The sequence below is a fragment of the Streptomyces sp. NPDC028991 genome (genome assembly GCF_055564775.1).
Genome location: NZ_JBVHVP010000001.1, coordinates 654,305 through 671,204, shown reverse-complemented (window position 1 = coordinate 671,204; position 16,900 = coordinate 654,305). Strand labels below are relative to the sequence as shown.

The following is a 16,900-nucleotide window of genomic DNA, read 5'->3' as shown; positions in this document are numbered from 1 at the left end:
TGCCGCGCCGGATCGGTCGCGAGCCGCGTAAGCCGCACGGTGTCCCGCTGCTCGCGCAGCATCTGCGGGCAGCCCGTCAGCCCCATGCCGCCCGGAACGGTGAACGCTCCGGCACCTCCCGTTGCGTAAACCGCATCTGCCCAGGAGTCTGCCCAGGAGTACTGACAGCCACGGCAAGGGGGTACGAGCGAGCCGCACCGCCCACGGGGCATACGGAGCTCCTACGCGCACCACCACAGGAAGCGGTCGCACGTCTCGGTGGGGGTCGGGTCCGGTGCGGTCGTCGGGGTGGGAGTCGTGGTCGGGGGCGGGTCGTCGTCCGGCCGCGTGGCAGGCGGGTCGGCGGTCGGGGGGGCCTCCGGGGCCTGCGAAGAGGGTGCCGACGGGGCCTCGGTGCCGTCCGCCGCCTTCGACTCCTCCGCGTCCGGGGACCCCGACTCCGAGGCCGAGGCCGAGTCGGAGGCGGAGGCCGAGGCGGAGGCGGAGGCTTCGGAGGAGGGCGTACCGGAGGTCGACGTCGTCCTCGACGTCTCGCCGGCCGGAACCGCCGGCGGCTCCCCCACCTCGCGCGCCGCCCCGCCGTCCGTCGTCTCGCCTCCGTCGGCCGCCGGCTTCACCGGGGGCCCGGGGGCGTCCATGCCGAGTTCCGCGAGACTCAGTCCGCCGGCCGCCAGGACGAAGCCCGCGGCGATCAGCAGGGTCCGGCGGCGGCGCCGGCGGTGTGCGGCGGCCTTGCGGTCGCGGCGACTGCCCCGCCCGCCGCGGGCACCGTCGGCGGGGGCGTCGCCGGAGGCGCCGTCGGCCGCGCCGGCCTCGTCGAGGGCGCCGGTTCCGCCCGGCGTCCCGGAGGCGTGAGGCGTCCGGGACTCGTCGGGCACCCCGAAGCCGTCGAGCGCGCCGGAGCCCTCAGGCGCCCCGGAGCCGTCGGGCGCGCCGGGTCCGTCCGGCGCGGCACCGTCGCCGACGACTCGTGGCGGGTGCCCCTCACTCCCCGTCAGATAGCCGTCCGATACGCCGAGTTGTCCGGCAGGTGTGCCGCACCCCGGGCAGGCGAGGGCGCCGTTGAGGTGCCGTCGGCACGGGTCGCAGTAGTCCATGACGCGGGAAGGTTAAGTTCCGCGACGGTCGTGTTCCTAGACGTGACTGTGAAGGTTGTGTGGGAAAGCGGCCGGGAGCGCTCCGCGCCGTACTTTCGAAACTGTCGAAACCGTTATGTGTCCGACCCATTGACACCCCGACCGCCCCCTCCTTACTGTCACGCCAGCATTTCGAACGAGTGACGAAATATCGAACATAGCGAAGGGCAACCGTCGTGCGCATCACCGGAATCAGCACACACGTGGTCGGGACGCCGTGGCGCAACCTGACGTACGTCCAGGTGCACACCGACGAGGGGATCACTGGAGTCGGCGAGACCCGGATGCTGGGGCACACCGACGCTCTCCTCGGCTATCTGAAGGAGGCCGAGGCCAACCACATTCTCGGTTCCGACCCGTTCGCTGTCGAGGACCTGGTCCGCCGCATGAAGTACGGCGACTACGGCCGCGCCGGCGAGATCGTGATGTCCGGTATCGCCGTCGTCGAGATGGCCTGCTGGGACATCAAGGGCAAGGCGCTCGGCGTACCGGTCTGGCAGCTGCTCGGCGGCAGGGTCACCGACAAGGTGAAGGCGTACGCCAACGGCTGGTACACCACCGAGCGGACGCCGGAGGCGTACCACAAGGCCGCGCAGGGGGTCATGGAGCGCGGGTACCGGGCGCTGAAGATCGACCCCTTCGGCACCGGGCACTTCGAGCTCGACCACGCCGAGACGCTGTACGCCGTGTCCCTGATCGAGGCCGTACGGGACGCCATCGGGCCCGAGGCGGAGCTGATGCTGGAGATGCACGGGCGCTTCTCCCCCGCCACCGCCGTCCGGCTCGCGCACGAGCTCGCGCCCTTCAAGCCGGCCTGGCTGGAGGAGCCGGTCCCGCCGGAGAACCTCAAGGCGCTGCGGAAGGTCGCCGAGAAGGTGGACATGCCCGTCGCCACCGGCGAGCGCATCCACGACCGGATCGAGTTCCGCGAGCTGTTCGAGGACCAGTCCGTGGACATCATCCAGCCCGACGTCGGCCACATCGGCGGCATCTGGGAGACCCGGAAGCTCGCCGCCACCGCCGAGACGCACTACACGCTCGTGGCCCCGCACAACGTGGGCGGGCCGGTGCTGACCGCCGCGAGCCTCCAGGTCGGCTTCACCTCCCCGAACTTCAAGATCCTGGAGCACTTCAACGACTTCGCGGACGCGGAGATCAAGAAGGTGGTGAAGGGCGCGCCGCAGGTGAACCCGGAGGACGGGTGCTTCCACCTCTCCGACGCCCCCGGCCTCGGGGTCGAGCTGGACACCGACGCGGCGGCCGAGTTCCCGCAGCAGCAGGCCCGGTTCGACCTGTGGGCCGAGGGCTGGGAGCAGCGCAAGCCCAAGGGGACCGAGGGATGAGCAACGCGGTCGTCATCGAGGCGCCGGGCGAGCACCGGCTCGTGCCGCACGAGCCGCGCGAGCCCGGTCCCGGGGAGGCGCTGGTGCGGGTGCACGCGGCCGGCATCTGCGGCAGCGACCGCGAGGTCTACCAGGGCAACCGGCCCGAGGGGTACGTGCGTTACCCGCTCACTCCCGGGCACGAGTGGTCCGGGACCGTGGAGCGGGTCGGCGCCGGGGTGCCCGCGTCGCTCGTCGGGCGCGGGGTCGTCGGTGAGGGGTTTCGCAACTGCCAGGTCTGCGACCGCTGCCACGCGGGTGACACGACGCTGTGCACGGCGGGGTACGAGGAGACGGGGTTCACCCAGCCGGGGGCCATGGCGCCCACGCTGACGCTGCCCGCCCGGCTCCTGCACGCCCTGCCCGACGACGCCGACCTCACCGCCGCCGCCCTGCTGGAGCCCGCCGCCTGCATCGCGGCCGCCGCGCTCAAGGCGAACGCCCGCCCCGGCGAGCGGGTCGCGGTCGTCGGCACGGGCACGCTCGGCATGTTCGCCGTGCAGTTCCTGCGTGCCGCCTCCCCGGGCGAGCTGCTGGTCGTCGGCACGCGCGGGGACCGGGAGGCGCTCTCCCGGCAGTACGGGGCGACCGGCTTCCGGACGAAGGACCAGCCGCTCCCGGACGACTTCGACGTCGTCATCGAGACCGCCGGGTCCGCCGACGCCGCCCGTACCGCCGCCGGACTGCTCCGCAGGGGCGGACGGCTGGTGCTGACCGGCATCCCGGCGCCGGGGGCCGACGGGCTGGACCCGACCGACCTGGTCGTACGCCAGCTCGAGGTGCACACCGTCTTCGGGGCACCGCCGGACGCCTGGGCACACACGGTGCGGGTCTTCGCGGCCGGCCTGCTCGACCCGCGGCCCCTCGTGACGCACGAACTGCCGCTCGACGGGTTCGCCGAGGCCATCGAGCTGGTGGGGTCCGGTGACCCGAAGGTCGGCAAGGTGCTGCTGCGTCCTGACGTCCGCCCCTGAGCCGTACGCCGGTACGGGGGCGACCTGACGGCCTCCGTACCGGCGTACATCCATCCGCGGGGCTCCTCTCCCGGCCCGGCACTCCGGCCACTCCTCCCCAAAGCCGCGAACTTCGTCCGAAATACCGAACACTAAGGAACGCTTGTGACCGACGCTTCCGCCAAGGCCGCCGCACGCAGGCCCGGTGAGCAGGCGCTCACCGCTCTCGGTCTGGCCGCGCCCGCCCTCGACCCCGCCGACGCCTCTCCGCACTCCTTCCCGGGCGGCGGCCGCTGGCGCACCGAGATCCCCTCCTGCGAGGGGCCGGAGGCGCTGGGGGTGGTACTGAAGGAGTCCTCTCGGCTGGACGTGCCGATCCACCGGATCAGCCAGGGCAGCGGGGTGTGGATGCTGACCGACGCCGAGATCACCGAGATGGTCGAGGCCACCGCCGAACGCGACATCGAGCTCTGCCTGTTCACCGGCCCGCGCGGCACCTGGGACATCGGCGGCTCCACCCGGACCGACTCGGGCGGCGCGGGCCTTCGGGCACGGGGCCACGACGCGGTCGCCGGATGCGTGGAAGACGCGGTCCGGGCGACGGAGCTGGGCGTCAAGTGCCTGCTCGTCGCCGACGAGGGCGTGCTGTGGACGCTGCACCGGGCGCGGACGGCCGGGATCGTCCCCGCCGACACCACGCTCAAGCTCTCGGCACTCGTCGGGCCGGTCAACCCCGCCTCGTACGCGGTGTACGAGCGGCTCGGCGCCGACTCCATCAACGTGCCGAGCGACCTGACGCCGGACCACCTGACCGAAATACGGCGGGTTTCGGCCGCGCCCATGGACATGTACATCGAGGCTCCCGACGACCTCGGCGGCTACGTGCGGATGTACGAGGTCGCCGAGCTGATCCGGCGCGGCGCCCCGCTGTACCTGAAGTTCGGGCTGTCCAAGGCGCCCGGGATCTACCCGTACGGCCACCACCTGCGGGAACTGACCCTCACCACGGCCAAGGAGCGGGTGCGGCGCGGCCGGCTCGCGCTGGACCTGCTCGAGCGGCACGGGGCGGACGGGGACATGGCTCCGCTCGGCACCCGGCTGCCCGGTCCGCTCAACCGGTTCGAGATTTCGTCATAACGTTCCGGAAACTCCCTTCACAAAAGACGACACAGCCGCGCACAATCCCACACACCTGCTCTCGGTCGATCCACCCTCAGCTTTTCGCGTGCCGGCACCACCAGACCGAGCCCTGCACCCACATCAAGGATGATGACCATGCGCAACCGCAGAGCCGCACTCGCCGCCATAGCCTCCGCCGCCTCCCTCGCCCTCACGCTGACCGCCTGCGGCCAGAGCAGTGAGGGCGGCAGTGAGGAGGACAAGGGAGGCAGCGACGGCGCCACCATCGGCATCGCGATGCCGACCAAGTCCTCCGAGCGCTGGATCACCGACGGCGCCAACGTCGAGAAGGAACTGAAGGCCAAGGGCTACGAGACCAAGCTCGTCTACGGCGAGGACGACCCGGACCAGCAGGTCGCCCAGCTCGAGAACATGATCACGCAGGGCGTGGACGCCCTGATCGTCGCCGCGATCGACAACAAGTCCCTGGGCAACGTGCTCCAGCAGGCCAACGACGCCGACATCCCGGTCATCTCCTACGACCGGCTGATCCTCGGCACGGAGAACGTCGACTACTACGCCTCGTTCGACAACGAGAAGGTCGGCGAGCTGCAGGGCTCGTACATCGTGGAGAAGCTCGGTCTGAAGGACGGCGAGAAGGGCCCCTTCAACATCGAGCTGTTCGCCGGTTCCAACGACGACAACAACACCAGGTACTTCTTCAAGGGCGCGATGAAGGCCCTGAAGCCGTACATGGACAAGGGCCAGCTGGTCGTGCGGTCCAAGCAGACCGACCTCAACCAGGTCACCACCCTGCGCTGGGACGGCGGCACCGCGCAGAAGCGCATGGACGACCTGCTCACCTCCACCTACCGCAGCGCCCGGATCGACGCGGTGCTCTCGCCCTACGACGGCATCTCCATCGGCATCCTGTCCGCCCTGAAGTCGGACGGCTACGGCTCCGCCAACAAGCCCATGCCCGTCGTCACCGGCCAGGACGCCGAGATCGCCTCGGTGAAGTCGATCATGGCGGGCCAGCAGACCCAGACCGTCTTCAAGGACCTGCGCGAGCTCGCCAAGGTCGCCTCGAACATGGTCGACGCGGTCCTGAACGACAAGGAGCCCGAGGTCAACGACACCGAGTCCTACGACAACGGTGCCAAGGTCGTGCCCGCCTACCTGCTCCAGCCGGTCAGCGTCGACAAGTCCAACTACGAGAAGGTCCTCGTCGACGGCGGCTACTACTCCGCGGACGACCTCAAGTAACCGGGCCCCCTCAAGGATTGGAAGGCACGACCATGGCGGGACCCGTCCTGGAAATGCGCTCGATCGTCAAGACCTTTCCCGGTGTCAAAGCGCTGTCGGACGTCACACTGACCGTCCGCCAGGGCGAGGTCCACGCCATCTGCGGGGAGAACGGCGCCGGCAAGTCGACCCTGATGAAGGTGCTCTCCGGCGTCCATCCGCACGGCAGCTACGAGGGGGACGTCCTCTTCGAGGGCGAGGCCTGCCGGTTCAAGGACATCCGGGCGAGCGAACAGCACGGCATCGTGATCATCCACCAGGAGCTGGCGCTGGTGCCGTATCTGTCCATCGCGGAGAACATCTTCCTCGGCAACGAGCACGCCAAGCGCGGACTCATCAACTGGAACGACACCCTGAAGCACGCCACCGAACTGCTGCGCCGGGTCGGACTCGACGAGCACCCCGAGACCCGCGTGGCCGACATCGGCGTGGGCAAGCAGCAGCTGGTGGAGATCGCCAAGGCGCTGTCGAAGAAGGTGAAGCTGCTCATCCTCGACGAGCCGACGGCGGCGCTCAACGACGAGGACAGCGGCAAACTCCTCGACCTGATCCTTCAGTTGAAGGAACAGGGCATGACCTCGATCATCATCTCGCACAAGCTGAACGAGATCCGCCGGGTCGCCGACTCGGTCACGATCATCCGCGACGGGAAGTCCATCGAGACGCTCGACGTGAAGGCCGAGGAGACGACCGAGGACCGGATCATCAGCGGGATGGTCGGCCGCGACCTGGAACACCGTTTCCCGGAGCGGACCCCGCACCACCCGGAGGAGGGGACCGCCCCCGCCCTGGAGATCCGCGACTGGACCGTGCACCACCCCATCGACCAGCAGCGCAAGGTCGTCGACGACGTCTCGATCGAGGTGCGGCGCGGCGAGATCGTCGGTATCGCCGGCCTCATGGGCGCCGGCCGCACGGAACTCGCGATGAGCGTCTTCGGCCGCACCTACGGCCGGTACGCGGGCGGCACGGTCCTCAGGGACGGCACCGAGATCCGTACGAAGACCGTCCCGGAGGCGGTCGGGCACGGCATCGCGTACGTCACCGAGGACCGCAAGCACTACGGCCTGAACCTCATCGACACCATCAACCGGAACATCTCGCTGACCGCGCTGGGCAAGGTCTCCAAGCGCGGTGTGGTCGACGAGCACGGGGAGCGGCAGGTCGCCGAGGACTTCCGCAAGTCCATGAACATCAAGGCGCCCACCGTCTTCGAGCCGGTCGGCAAGCTGTCCGGCGGCAACCAGCAGAAGGTCGTCCTCAGCAAGTGGATCTTCGCGGGTCCCGAGGTGCTGATCCTGGACGAGCCCACGCGCGGCATCGACGTGGGCGCCAAGTACGAGATCTACACGGTCATCGACCAGCTGGCCGCCCAGGGCAAGGCGGTCGTCTTCATCTCCTCCGAACTGCCGGAGCTGCTCGGCATGTGCGACCGCATCTACACGATGGCCGCGGGGCGGCTGACGGGTGAGTTCTCGCGGGCCGAGGCCTCGCAGGAAGCGCTGATGCGTCAGATGACGAAGGACAAAGAGGTAACCCGATGAGCACGGACGTGACAGCCAAGACCCCGGCCCCCGCGCCGCCCGGCAAGGACTCGGCGGCCTCCGGCGGCGGCCTGCTGCAGCTCATGCTCGACGGCATGCGCCGCAACATGCGCCAGTACGGCATGCTGATGGCCCTCGGCCTGATCGTGGTGCTGTTCGCGGTGTGGTCGGACGGCGACCTGCTGCTGCCGCGCAACGTCTCCAACCTGGTGCTGCAGAACAGCTACATCCTGATCCTCGCGATCGGCATGATGCTCGTCATCATCGCGGGCCACATCGACCTGTCGGTCGGCTCGCTGACCGCGTTCATCGGCTCGATGGCCGCCGTACTGATGGTCAGGAACGATCTCCCGTGGCCGGTCGCGGTGGTGCTGTGCCTGGCCATCGGCGCCCTCGCGGGCTCCGTGCAAGGCTTCTTCATCGCCTATCTCGGCATACCGTCGTTCATCGTGACCCTCGCGGGCATGCTGCTCTTCCGCGGTCTGACGGAGATCTTCCTGAAGGGGCAGACCCTCGGCCCGTTCCCGAAGGACCTGCAGAAGATCGCCAACGGCTTCCTGCCCGAAGTCGGCCCGAACACCAACTACCACAACCTCACCCTGTTGCTGGGCTTCGCGCTGATCGCGTTCGTGGTGTTCCAGGAGGTCCGCGACCGCAAGCGGCAGCAGGAGTTCGCCCTGGAGGTGCCGCCGGTCAAGCTGTTCCTGCTCAAGCTGGTCGCGCTGGTCTCCGCCGTCCTGGTCGTCACGCTGCTGCTCGCCAGCTACAAGGGCGCCCCGGTCGTGCTGCTCATCCTGGGCGTGCTGGTCGTCGGGTTCGGCTACCTGATGCGCAACGCGATCATCGGCCGCCACATCTACGCCATCGGCGGCAACCTGCCCGCGGCCAAGCTGTCGGGCGTGAAGGACAAGAAGGTCACCTTCCTGGTCTTCCTGAACATGGGCATGCTCGCGGCCCTGGCGGGTCTGGTCTTCGCCGCCCGCTTCAACGCGGCCTCTCCCAAGGCCGGCCTCAACTTCGAGCTGGAGGCCATCGCCGCCTCGTTCATCGGCGGCGCTTCGATGAGCGGCGGCGTCGGCACGGTCCTCGGCGCGATCATCGGCGGTCTGGTCCTGGGCGTGCTGAACAACGGCATGAACCTCGTCGGCATCGGCACCGACTGGCAGCAGGTCATCAAGGGCGCGGTGCTGCTGGCGGCGGTCGGGTTCGACGTGTGGAACAAGCGCAGGGTCGGTTCGTAGGTCACTCCGGGCCCCGCCTCACCGAGCGGCGGGGCCCGCTTCTTTCCACGGACTTCTTTCCACCTTCTTTTCACGGAAGCAGAGGAGCCGCACATGGAACTGAACAGACGTACGGTCATCGCGTCGGCGGCAGCCGCGGGCATCGCCGCCACCGCGGTCGGCGGCACGGCACACGCCACGGGAGGCAGGAAGCCGGTGAAGGAGCTCTTCGGCAGGCTCGCCGACGGCACGAAGGTGTACCGCTGGTCGCTGGAGAACGGCGGCACGCGGATGAAGGTGCTGTCGTACGGCGGCGTCGTCCAGTCCCTGGAGATACCCGACCGCCGGGGCCGCCACGAGAACGTCTCGCTGGGCTTCGGCAACCTCGACGACTACGTGGCCTCCAGCCCCTACTTCGGGGCCCTGATCGGCCGCTACGGCAACCGCATCGACAAGGGCCGCTTCACGCTGGACGGCAAGGCGTACCAGCTCTCCGTCAACGACGGCGAGAACACCCTGCACGGCGGCGCCCAGGGCTTCGACAAGCGGGTGTGGGACGTCGAGCCGTTCACCGAGGGCCCCGACGTCGGCCTGGTCCTGCACTACACCAGCGTCGACGGCGAGATGGGCTACCCGGGCACGCTCAAGGCGAAGGTGACGTACACCCTCACCCGGCGCGGCGACTGGCGCATCGACTACGAGGCCACCACCGACAAGGCCACCGTCGTCAACCTCACCAGCCACGTCTACTGGAACCTGGCCGGCGAGGGCAGCGGCACGATCGAGGACCACGAGCTGTCGATCGCCGCCTCCCGCTACACGCCGACCGACGCGGGTCTCATCCCCACGGGCGAGCTGGCGCGGGTGTCCGGTACGCCCTTCGACTTCCGCCGGGCCAAGCCCATCGGCCGGGACATCCGGGACGCCCACCCGCAGCTGGTCACCGCCAAGGGCTTCGACCACAACTGGGTCCTCGACAAGGGCACCACCGACCGCCCCGAGCACATCGCCACCCTGCGCGACCGCTCCTCGGGACGCACCCTGCGCATCGCCACCGACCAGCCCGGCCTGCAGTTCTACTCGGGCAACTTCCTCGACGGCACCCTGACCGGCACCGGCGGCTCCCTCTACCGCCAGGGCGACGCCCTGTGCCTGGAGACGCAGCACTTCCCGGACTCGCCGAACCAGCCGTCGTTCCCGTCGACCGTGCTGCGGCCCGGGCAGACGTACCGGACGACGACGGTGCACTCGTTCGACGCGTGAGAGCACACTTTCTTCACACGCGTTGAACACCCCCGCGGCCCCCTCCGTATGTATGTGCGGCCCGCGCTACCCCGCGCGGGCCGCACACAGACGGAGGTTCCCTTGTCCGGCAACGTCACCTCGTTGTTCCGCAGCACCGCGGCGCACAGCCCGTCGATGGCGGCGCTGACGCGGGAGAGCGGCGAGGCGGCGGGCGCCGGCCCGGTGGACTTCTGCATTCCCTGCAACCCGTACTTCCCCACCCCGGCGATGTTCGACGAGATGGCCGGCCGGCTGCGCGAGATCATCACGTACTACCCGAGCGGCGCCGACACCATCACCGCCGAACTGTGCAGCCTGCTCCGGCTTCCGCCGCAGTGCGTGGCGATGGGCAACGGCTCGACGGAGCTGATCACCTGGATCGACCATCTGCTGGTCCGGGAGTCCCTCGCCGTCCCCGTCCCCACCTTCGGACGCTGGACCGACCAGCCCATGGAGACCGGCAAGCGGGTCGACATGTTCCCGCTCCAGGAGTCCGGCGGCTTCGCCCTCGACCTCGCGCGGTACGCCGAGTTCATCCGGGCCCGCGGCACCCGGGTCGCCGTCGTCTGCAACCCCAACAACCCCGACGGCGGCTATGCGCGCAAGCAGGCGCTGGTGCAGTTCATGGACGCGATGGCCGACCTGGACCTGGTCGTCGTCGACGAGTCGTTCCTGGAGTTCGCGGACGCGGAGGCGGAGCCCAGCGTGGTCCAGGAGGCGATGCTGCGCCCCAACGTCGTCGTCCTGCGCAGCCTCGGCAAGAACTTCGGGCTGCACGGCATCCGCTTCGGCTATCTGGTCGCCAACCCGGCACTCGCGGGCAAGGTGCGCGCCATGCTGCCCAAGTGGAACCTCAACTCCTTCGCGGAGCACGTCGTGTTCATGCTGCGCGACCACGGTGCCGAGTACGCGCAGAGCCTCCACCAGGTCCGCCGCGACCGCCTGGAGATGGCCGGCCAGTTGTCCGCGCTGCCCGGCCTGACCGTCTACCCGTCCCAGGGCAACTTCCTCTTCGTACGCCTCCCCGTGGGCGCCGAGGGCACCGTGGTGCGGGACCGGATGCTCACCGAGCACCGGGTCCTGGTCCGTGAATGCGGCAACAAGATCGGTTCGTCCAGCCGCTTCCTGCGTCTCGTGGTGCGCCCCCAGGCGGACGTGCGTCGCCTGGTGTCCGGCCTGGAACAGGTGCTCTACGGGTCCAGGAGGGGAGCCGCCGTGCCCGAGCCCGGCAACGGGACCGGCTACAGCTCGGGCACGGCGGCGGTGGACCGCCTGATGAGCGAGACCAACGGGTCCGGCCTGTGGGGCATCGCCGCCGGTGCCGGTGTCCCGGGGCTCGCCGCTCCGGCCACCGGCACCGGCACCGGCATGCCGCTGCCCGCCGCGGTGCCCGCCGCTCCGGCGGCGGCCGCCATCGGCCCGACGCCGGTGCCGACCGCACCCCCGCAGGCCCCGCAGGCCCCGCAACCGGCGCTGGTCCCCCAGCCGGCGCCGTATCCCGGGCCGGGGCCGGTCCCCCACCCGGCACCGGCCCCACAGCCCATGGCGGCCCCGGCTCCCGCCCCGGCCCCGGTGGCTCCGGCCGCCGCGGCGGCCCCGTACCCCGTCCCGGGCGGGCCCGTCCCGGCCGGCCCCACCCCGCCCGGTGTCCCGGCGCGCGGCGGCCTCACGGCCGCCCAGGTCCGGGGCACCAACGGCTTGGAGTCGGTGCCGGCGACGGGCCGGCCGGGACCGCAGGGCTGGCCGAACGCGGCGGGCATGAGCCGGACGGGGTGAGGGCGCGGGCGGTGCTTCAGGCCGGCGTCAGCCGCCACTGCTGACAGGCGTTGTTCAGCCACGACCACTGCCGTACGTCGGCGGAGTCCGCCGTCGAGCAGTCCGCGACGTCGGCGACCTTGCCGGTGGCCTGGTTGACGATGCGGACGTGGCCGCCGTCGGTCGCGAGGAACCGGAACCGCTGGCAAGTGTTGTCCAGCCAGGACCACTGCCGCAGGTCGGCCCCGTCGGCGGCCGAGCAGTCGGCGGTGTCCAGCACCTTCCCGGTGGCCACGTTCACCAGCCGGTGGGTGTCGTCCCCGAGATCCTCCAGACGCCAGCGCTGGTTGGCGCCGCCGTTGCAGGAGTACTGCACCACGTCCGCCCCGTCCGCCGGTGAACTCCCGGCCACGTCCAGGCACTTGCCGCTGTTGCGGTTGGTCACCATGTACGTGGTCGAGACGGACGCCGGCTCGCCCGAGGGTCCGGGCATGCTCGCCCCGAGCCGGACGGGGGTGCCGAGATCCGGGGTGCCGTCGGCGTTCCAGCCGAACTTCTGCGCCCGCGCCGTACGCCCGTTGTCGCAGCCCTCCGAGGCGGCGTCGTTGGCGTGGTAGACGATCCAGCTCTCGGAGCCGTCGGGCGAGGTGAAGAAACCGTTGTGCCCGGGCCCGTAGACCCCGTTGCCGTCACTGCGCTGGAAGAGCGGCGTCGGTTTCTTGGTCCAGGAGGACGCGGACACCGGATCGGACCCGGTCAGTTCCAGCTGCCCGAGCTTGTAGTCGGGGGTCCAGCAGCCGCTGGCGGAGTAGACGAGGAAGGTCCGGCCGCCGCGCTGGAGGATCTCCGGCCCCTCGTTGACCGGGGCGCCCGAGCGTTCCCAGTCGTGCGTCGGCGTGGAGACGGTGGTGAAGGAGGAGGAGACCGTGTACGGGTTCGACATCCGCGCGGCGACGATGTTCTGGGTCCCGCTGTGCGTGCTGCCGAAGAGGTACAGCCGGCCGTTGATCGTCGCCACCGTGGGGTCGAGCATCCAGGCGGAGTTGAGCTGTCCCCGGTAGGTGTACGGGCCCATGGGGTCGGACCCGGCGCTCTCCAGGACGTGGCTGCGCTGGGTCGGGTTGTAGTCGGAGACGTTCTGCCCGGCGACGTAGTACAGGTACCAGCGGCCGTTCAGGTAGTGCAGTTCGGGCGCCCAGATGTTGCAGCACCGGGAGGCCGCGTCGCCCTTCCAGACCTGCACGCCGGGCGCGGTGGCGAGCCCGCCGAGGGTGGGCGACTTGCGGACGGTGATGACGTCGGTCCAGCTCGTCGACACCATGTAGTAGTTGCCGTCGTGGTGGGTGATCCAGGGGTCGGCGCCCTTCTGCGCCTTGACCGGGTTGGCGAAGGTGGCCGCGCTCGCGGAGGGCTGCCCGAGCGAGAGGGCGAGCAGCAGGGCGGCCAGCAGGGTCAGTAGGCGACGGGCCATCCGCTGCTCCAGTTCAGGAGGTTGATGCCGAGCTTGGGGGTGCCGTTGTCGTTGCCGTCGTAGTAGTGGTAGACGATCAGGTCGCCGTCGACGTCGTTCATGATCGACTGGCCGCCGGGGCCGATGACGCTGCCGTGCGACTCGAGCACGGGCGTCCCGCCGTTGTTCATCATCGAGACGCCGTTCTTGTCCCGGTAGGGCCCGGTGACGCTGGTCGCCCGGCCGACCTTGACCTTGTACGTGGAGCTGGTGCCGGCGCAGCAGGTGTCGTACGAGGCGAAGAGGTAGTAGTACCCGTTCCGCTTGACGATGTAGGGCGCCTCGACGGCCTTGGTGCCCGACGGGCGGGAGGCGAGGGAGCGGCGGGCGGTGTCGGAGGCGTGCTGCTTTCCGGTGGACGGGTCGATCCGGATCATCTTGATGCCGGTCCACCAGCTGCCGAAGGACAGCCACCACTTGCCGTCGTCGTCGACGAAGAGGTTGGGGTCGATGGCGTTGTAGTCGCTGCCGGAGCTGGAGGTGTAGACGATGCCGTAGTCGCTCCAGCTGCCCGGCTGCCCCGTGGCGGAGCCGGCGAGGCCGATGGCGGAGGTGTTGGAGCCGAACTTCGAGACGGAGTAGTACATCAGGTACTTACCGCCGTGGTACGAGATGTCGGGCGCCCAGGCCTCCGGGACGGATGAGTAGCGCGACCACCAGGCGGGCCGGGAGCCGAAGGCGTCGGCGCCCGCGGAGAAGGCCGTGCGGTCGGCGGACGTCTTGCTGCTGATGCCGCCGCCGGTGGCGTAGAGCTGGTACTGCCCGGACGAGGTGCGGATCATCGTCGGGTCGTGCGTCACGACGGAGCCGGTGACCCGGCCCGGGTTGGGGTACGCCGAAGCCGTGGTGGGGATCAGGGCGAGCAGCGCGGCGGTGGGGAGAGCGAGGAGTGCGATTCGCTTCTTGCGGCTCATGGGGAGACGCTCCTGTTCCGTATGTCGAACACCGATCGTCACTTCGGACGGAACGTAGAATCGAACCCCTTGCGCGTCAATGGCCCGCGCGACATCGGCAACCAACGTCCGGAAAACACCACGTTTCACAGGTGACGCACCGATGAATTCCTGACGGCCGGTCAGCATGCCTGCGGTTGACCACCCGCGCGCCCGGACAACATGGCCTCCCCATCCATGCGCCTCCACCCCGACTCGGGAGTCTCGGTCAATGAACGGTGTTCCGTGGGAGTCCGTGATCGCGGTGCTCGGCCTCGCCGTGCCCGTGACCGCCGCCCTGTGGGAGTTCTTCCTCGCGGGCCGCAAACGGCTCGGCTACCGGGTCCAGATGGACACCAGCGCCCGGGACTCGGCCACTTCCTCCGGGCCGGAGGCCGGGGTGCTCCAGCGCATGCAGTGGGACGGCACCAACCTGCGCGACCCGTCGGTCGTCCTGCTGCGCATCGAGAACGTCGGCTGGACCCCGATAGTCGAGGAGGACTACGTGGCTCCCGCCAACGACTCGGTGGGCATACGCGTGGCGTTCCCGGGCCGCCGCGTGGTCGGCATGGTCGTGACGGAGTGCAGCCACACCGTGCTGCGCGACTTCTTCACACCGGGAACGCCGGGCCTCGGGGCCACGGACGGTGTCATCAGGCTGCCCAAGGTGAAGCTCAACCGGCGGGCGCACTACAAGGTACTGGCGGTCCTGGACCGCCTCCCGGGCTTCACCGAGACCGACTTCCCCGACCCGGACGTCACCGCGGGCGTCGTCGGCGGGGTGCGCGGCGGAACCATCAAGAAGACCGAGTACTACCCCTTCGCCTCCCGGCCGGTCCGCTGGCTGCTCGCCCTGCTCGTCCTGGTGAGCGCCGCCCAGTCCGTCGCCACGTTCGCCCGGGGCGAGGAGGCCGCGGCCGCGCCGCTGGACTGCGCCGAGGGGACGCTGCACCTGTCGGGTTCCACGGCGTTCCAGCCGGTCCTGGAGCGCGCCGCCGAGCAGTACACGAAGACCTGCACGGACGCCCGCATCCCGCTCACCGACAACTCCTTCAAGGGCAGCGTCCCGGGTCTGGACGCTCTCGCCGCGGCGGGCGGGAAGGCCACGCCGGAGGAAGACCAGGGCCTGGGGGACCGGCTGTCGTTCAGCGACGGCCCCAAGTCCGACGGCCGCCCGCAACTGCTGCCCAGACCGGTCGCCCTGTCCTTGTTCACCCTGGTGGTCAACAAGGACACCGGGGTGCGGGACCTGTCGCTGACGCAGGTCCGGAACATCTACGCCGGAAAGATCACCAACTGGAAGCAGGTGAAGGGCAACGACCTGCCCGTCCAGCTCGTCAGCCGCAACCCCGGCTCCGGCACCCGCACCACGCTCCAGGAGCAGGTCCTGGACGGCAGGCCCCTGCTCGCGACCACGGCCAACGACTGCAAGAGCCTGGACGCGAAGACGCCGGGCCGCTGCGAGGTCGGCGGCACCCCCGGCCTGCTGGACACCGTGGCCTCGGTCCCCGGCGCCCTCGGCCACAGCGAGGTCGGCGCCGCCACCGCCCGCGACGACGTGCGGCTGGTCCGCATCGACGGCTACCCGGCGACCCTGGAGGGCGCCGACGAGGGCGCCTACCCGTACTGGCAGACGGAGATCGCCTACACCTACGGCGAACCCCCGGCCGACTCGATCGCCGCGGGCTTCCTGCGCTACCTCGCCAACGAGGTCGGCAAGGACATCATCCGCTCCCAGGGCCACCGCCCCTGCTCCGAACTGGACGAGCCGCTCCTGTGCCGGCCGAGCGGTTCGTGACCCTCGTCGGGCCCAGGTCCGCGCCCCACCCGTCCCGCACCGCCCCGCGCCGGCGGGGTCGCCCGTGCCCTCCGCGGTGAAGGGCGGCCGCCGCCCGGAGGACCGACGCACGTGCGGGCCCTACCGCGCGGGTACGTCGTCAACCGGGGGCGGTTCGTGGACCACGTCGAAAACAAGCCCGTGCCGCCGAGGTCACCCGCGGCACGGGCGTGGCCGTGACCGCCCGCGCCGGCGACCGCGGCCACGCCCGCCGTCGGTCCCGGTCAGGACTCGGGGCACTCCTTCCACGCCAGGTGGTACACCGTGCTGATATCCCCGTCCGTGGAGTCCATCGTCATGAAGCTCACCCGGCCGGGGTCGGACGTCCCGGTGCTGACCCGCAGCTCCGTGTTGATGTTGAAGTTGCGCTGCACCCCGCAGGGCGCCCAGACCAGCTGCGCCCAGTCGGTGCTGTCGGTGGCCTGCCAGTTGTCGTCGAGCGGGCCGCTGAAGGGGTGGGTGCGGTACTGCGTGTCCGGTGAGCCCTGGAAGTAGTACGAGGCCCGCTGGGTGCCCTTGGCGCCGGGCTGGAGGGCGGCGAAGCCGCGGTAGTCCGCGCTGGCCACCGCGTAGGTGAAGCCCTGCGGGACGTGGACGAGCAGGCTGAGCTGGCAGTTCTTGCGGAAGTCCGTGGGGGCGGAGTCGCCGCCCGCCTGGGCCAGGTAGTCGCTGTAGGTGACGGTGAAGGCGGTGTTGTCCCCGGAGACGGCGACCGCCGCCGTGCCCTGCGGACAGCCGGAGCCGTTCACCGTGGCGACCTTGATGACGATCTTGTCCGGCGGCGGGTCCTCGAACCCGCCGGAGGGCTGGTGCTGCGCGGGCAGCGCGGAGGTGAGGAGCGCGGCGATCGTGCCGCTCAGGAGCAGGCCGGTGGCCATGGGTCTCCCATCCCGGTCTGTGGGGGGTGGATGTAGTTGAACACC

General features: G+C 70.3%; 13 protein-coding genes. 9 read left to right on the top strand and 4 right to left on the bottom strand.

The window, feature by feature from the left end; translation table 11 throughout:
* Window positions 1-221: 221 nt before the first annotated feature.
* Window positions 222-1,097, bottom strand: coding sequence for an SCO2400 family protein (locus ACZ4V1_RS02880; protein WP_468328430.1), 876 nt, complete (start codon window positions 1,095-1,097; stop codon window positions 222-224).
* Window positions 1,098-1,312: 215 nt separating this feature from the next.
* Between ACZ4V1_RS02880 and ACZ4V1_RS02875 the strand changes: the two genes are divergently transcribed.
* The 8 genes from ACZ4V1_RS02875 (at window position 1,313) to ACZ4V1_RS02840 (ending at window position 11,719) form a co-directional block, all read left to right on the top strand.
* On the top strand, window positions 1,313-2,479 hold the full coding sequence (locus ACZ4V1_RS02875; RefSeq protein ID WP_468328428.1) for a mandelate racemase/muconate lactonizing enzyme family protein: 1,167 nt from the start codon (window positions 1,313-1,315) through the stop codon (window positions 2,477-2,479).
* Complete coding sequence (locus ACZ4V1_RS02870; protein ID WP_468328426.1) at window positions 2,476-3,492, top strand: zinc-dependent alcohol dehydrogenase; 1,017 nt, start codon at window positions 2,476-2,478, stop codon at window positions 3,490-3,492. The genes ACZ4V1_RS02875 and ACZ4V1_RS02870 overlap by 4 nt, the downstream gene beginning before the upstream one ends.
* A gap of 144 nt (window positions 3,493-3,636) precedes the next feature.
* Window positions 3,637-4,608 (top strand): glycosyltransferase family protein, encoded by a 972-nt coding sequence (locus ACZ4V1_RS02865; protein ID WP_468328424.1) that lies wholly within the window; start codon window positions 3,637-3,639, stop codon window positions 4,606-4,608.
* A gap of 138 nt (window positions 4,609-4,746) precedes the next feature.
* Window positions 4,747-5,856, top strand: coding sequence for a multiple monosaccharide ABC transporter substrate-binding protein (gene chvE, locus ACZ4V1_RS02860; protein WP_468328422.1), 1,110 nt, complete (start codon window positions 4,747-4,749; stop codon window positions 5,854-5,856).
* A 32-nt stretch (window positions 5,857-5,888) separates the two neighbouring features.
* On the top strand, window positions 5,889-7,439 hold the full coding sequence (mmsA, locus tag ACZ4V1_RS02855; RefSeq protein ID WP_468328420.1) for a multiple monosaccharide ABC transporter ATP-binding protein: 1,551 nt from the start codon (window positions 5,889-5,891) through the stop codon (window positions 7,437-7,439).
* A complete protein-coding gene (mmsB, locus tag ACZ4V1_RS02850) occupies window positions 7,436-8,680 on the top strand; it encodes a multiple monosaccharide ABC transporter permease (RefSeq protein ID WP_468328418.1) in 1,245 nt (414 codons plus the stop codon). The genes mmsA and mmsB overlap by 4 nt, the downstream gene beginning before the upstream one ends.
* 93 nt (window positions 8,681-8,773) lie before the next feature.
* Entirely contained in the window at window positions 8,774-9,922 is a 1,149-nt protein-coding gene (locus ACZ4V1_RS02845) for an aldose epimerase family protein (RefSeq protein ID WP_468328416.1), read from the top strand.
* A gap of 102 nt (window positions 9,923-10,024) precedes the next feature.
* Entirely contained in the window at window positions 10,025-11,719 is a 1,695-nt protein-coding gene (locus tag ACZ4V1_RS02840) for a pyridoxal phosphate-dependent aminotransferase (RefSeq protein ID WP_468328414.1), read from the top strand.
* 16 nt (window positions 11,720-11,735) lie between these two features.
* Here ACZ4V1_RS02840 and ACZ4V1_RS02835 read toward each other — a convergent pair whose 3' ends face one another.
* Window positions 11,736-13,169, bottom strand: coding sequence for a family 43 glycosylhydrolase (locus tag ACZ4V1_RS02835; protein WP_468328412.1), 1,434 nt, complete (start codon window positions 13,167-13,169; stop codon window positions 11,736-11,738).
* Window positions 13,151-14,122, bottom strand: a complete 972-nt coding sequence (locus tag ACZ4V1_RS02830; RefSeq protein WP_468328410.1) for an arabinan endo-1,5-alpha-L-arabinosidase — start codon at window positions 14,120-14,122, stop codon at window positions 13,151-13,153. The genes ACZ4V1_RS02835 and ACZ4V1_RS02830 overlap by 19 nt, the downstream gene beginning before the upstream one ends.
* A 250-nt stretch (window positions 14,123-14,372) precedes the next feature.
* On the opposite strand from ACZ4V1_RS02830, the gene ACZ4V1_RS02825 reads away from it, so the two are divergent.
* On the top strand, window positions 14,373-15,938 hold the full coding sequence (locus ACZ4V1_RS02825; RefSeq protein ID WP_468328408.1) for a substrate-binding domain-containing protein: 1,566 nt from the start codon (window positions 14,373-14,375) through the stop codon (window positions 15,936-15,938).
* A gap of 263 nt (window positions 15,939-16,201) precedes the next feature.
* Here ACZ4V1_RS02825 and ACZ4V1_RS02820 read toward each other — a convergent pair whose 3' ends face one another.
* A complete protein-coding gene (locus ACZ4V1_RS02820; protein ID WP_468328406.1) occupies window positions 16,202-16,855 on the bottom strand; it encodes a DUF4360 domain-containing protein in 654 nt (217 codons plus the stop codon).
* Window positions 16,856-16,900: the final 45 nt, after the last annotated feature.

What these genes read in the sequence shown, in the direction of transcription:
- mmsB (WP_468328418.1), top strand. Translation starts at nt 7,436, where the DNA reads ATGAGCACGGACGTGACAGCCAAGACCCCGGCCCCCGCGCCGCCCGGC.
- ACZ4V1_RS02870 (WP_468328426.1), top strand. Translation starts at nt 2,476, where the DNA reads ATGAGCAACGCGGTCGTCATCGAGGCGCCGGGCGAGCACCGGCTCGTG.
- mmsA (WP_468328420.1), top strand. Translation starts at nt 5,889, where the DNA reads ATGGCGGGACCCGTCCTGGAAATGCGCTCGATCGTCAAGACCTTTCCC.
- ACZ4V1_RS02880 (WP_468328430.1), bottom strand. Translation starts at nt 1,097, where the DNA reads ATGGACTACTGCGACCCGTGCCGACGGCACCTCAACGGCGCCCTCGCC.
- ACZ4V1_RS02820 (WP_468328406.1), bottom strand. Translation starts at nt 16,855, where the DNA reads ATGGCCACCGGCCTGCTCCTGAGCGGCACGATCGCCGCGCTCCTCACC.
- ACZ4V1_RS02825 (WP_468328408.1), top strand. Translation starts at nt 14,373, where the DNA reads ATGAACGGTGTTCCGTGGGAGTCCGTGATCGCGGTGCTCGGCCTCGCC.
- ACZ4V1_RS02830 (WP_468328410.1), bottom strand. Translation starts at nt 14,122, where the DNA reads ATGAGCCGCAAGAAGCGAATCGCACTCCTCGCTCTCCCCACCGCCGCG.
- ACZ4V1_RS02835 (WP_468328412.1), bottom strand. Translation starts at nt 13,169, where the DNA reads ATGGCCCGTCGCCTACTGACCCTGCTGGCCGCCCTGCTGCTCGCCCTC.
- chvE (WP_468328422.1), top strand. Translation starts at nt 4,747, where the DNA reads ATGCGCAACCGCAGAGCCGCACTCGCCGCCATAGCCTCCGCCGCCTCC.
- ACZ4V1_RS02845 (WP_468328416.1), top strand. Translation starts at nt 8,774, where the DNA reads ATGGAACTGAACAGACGTACGGTCATCGCGTCGGCGGCAGCCGCGGGC.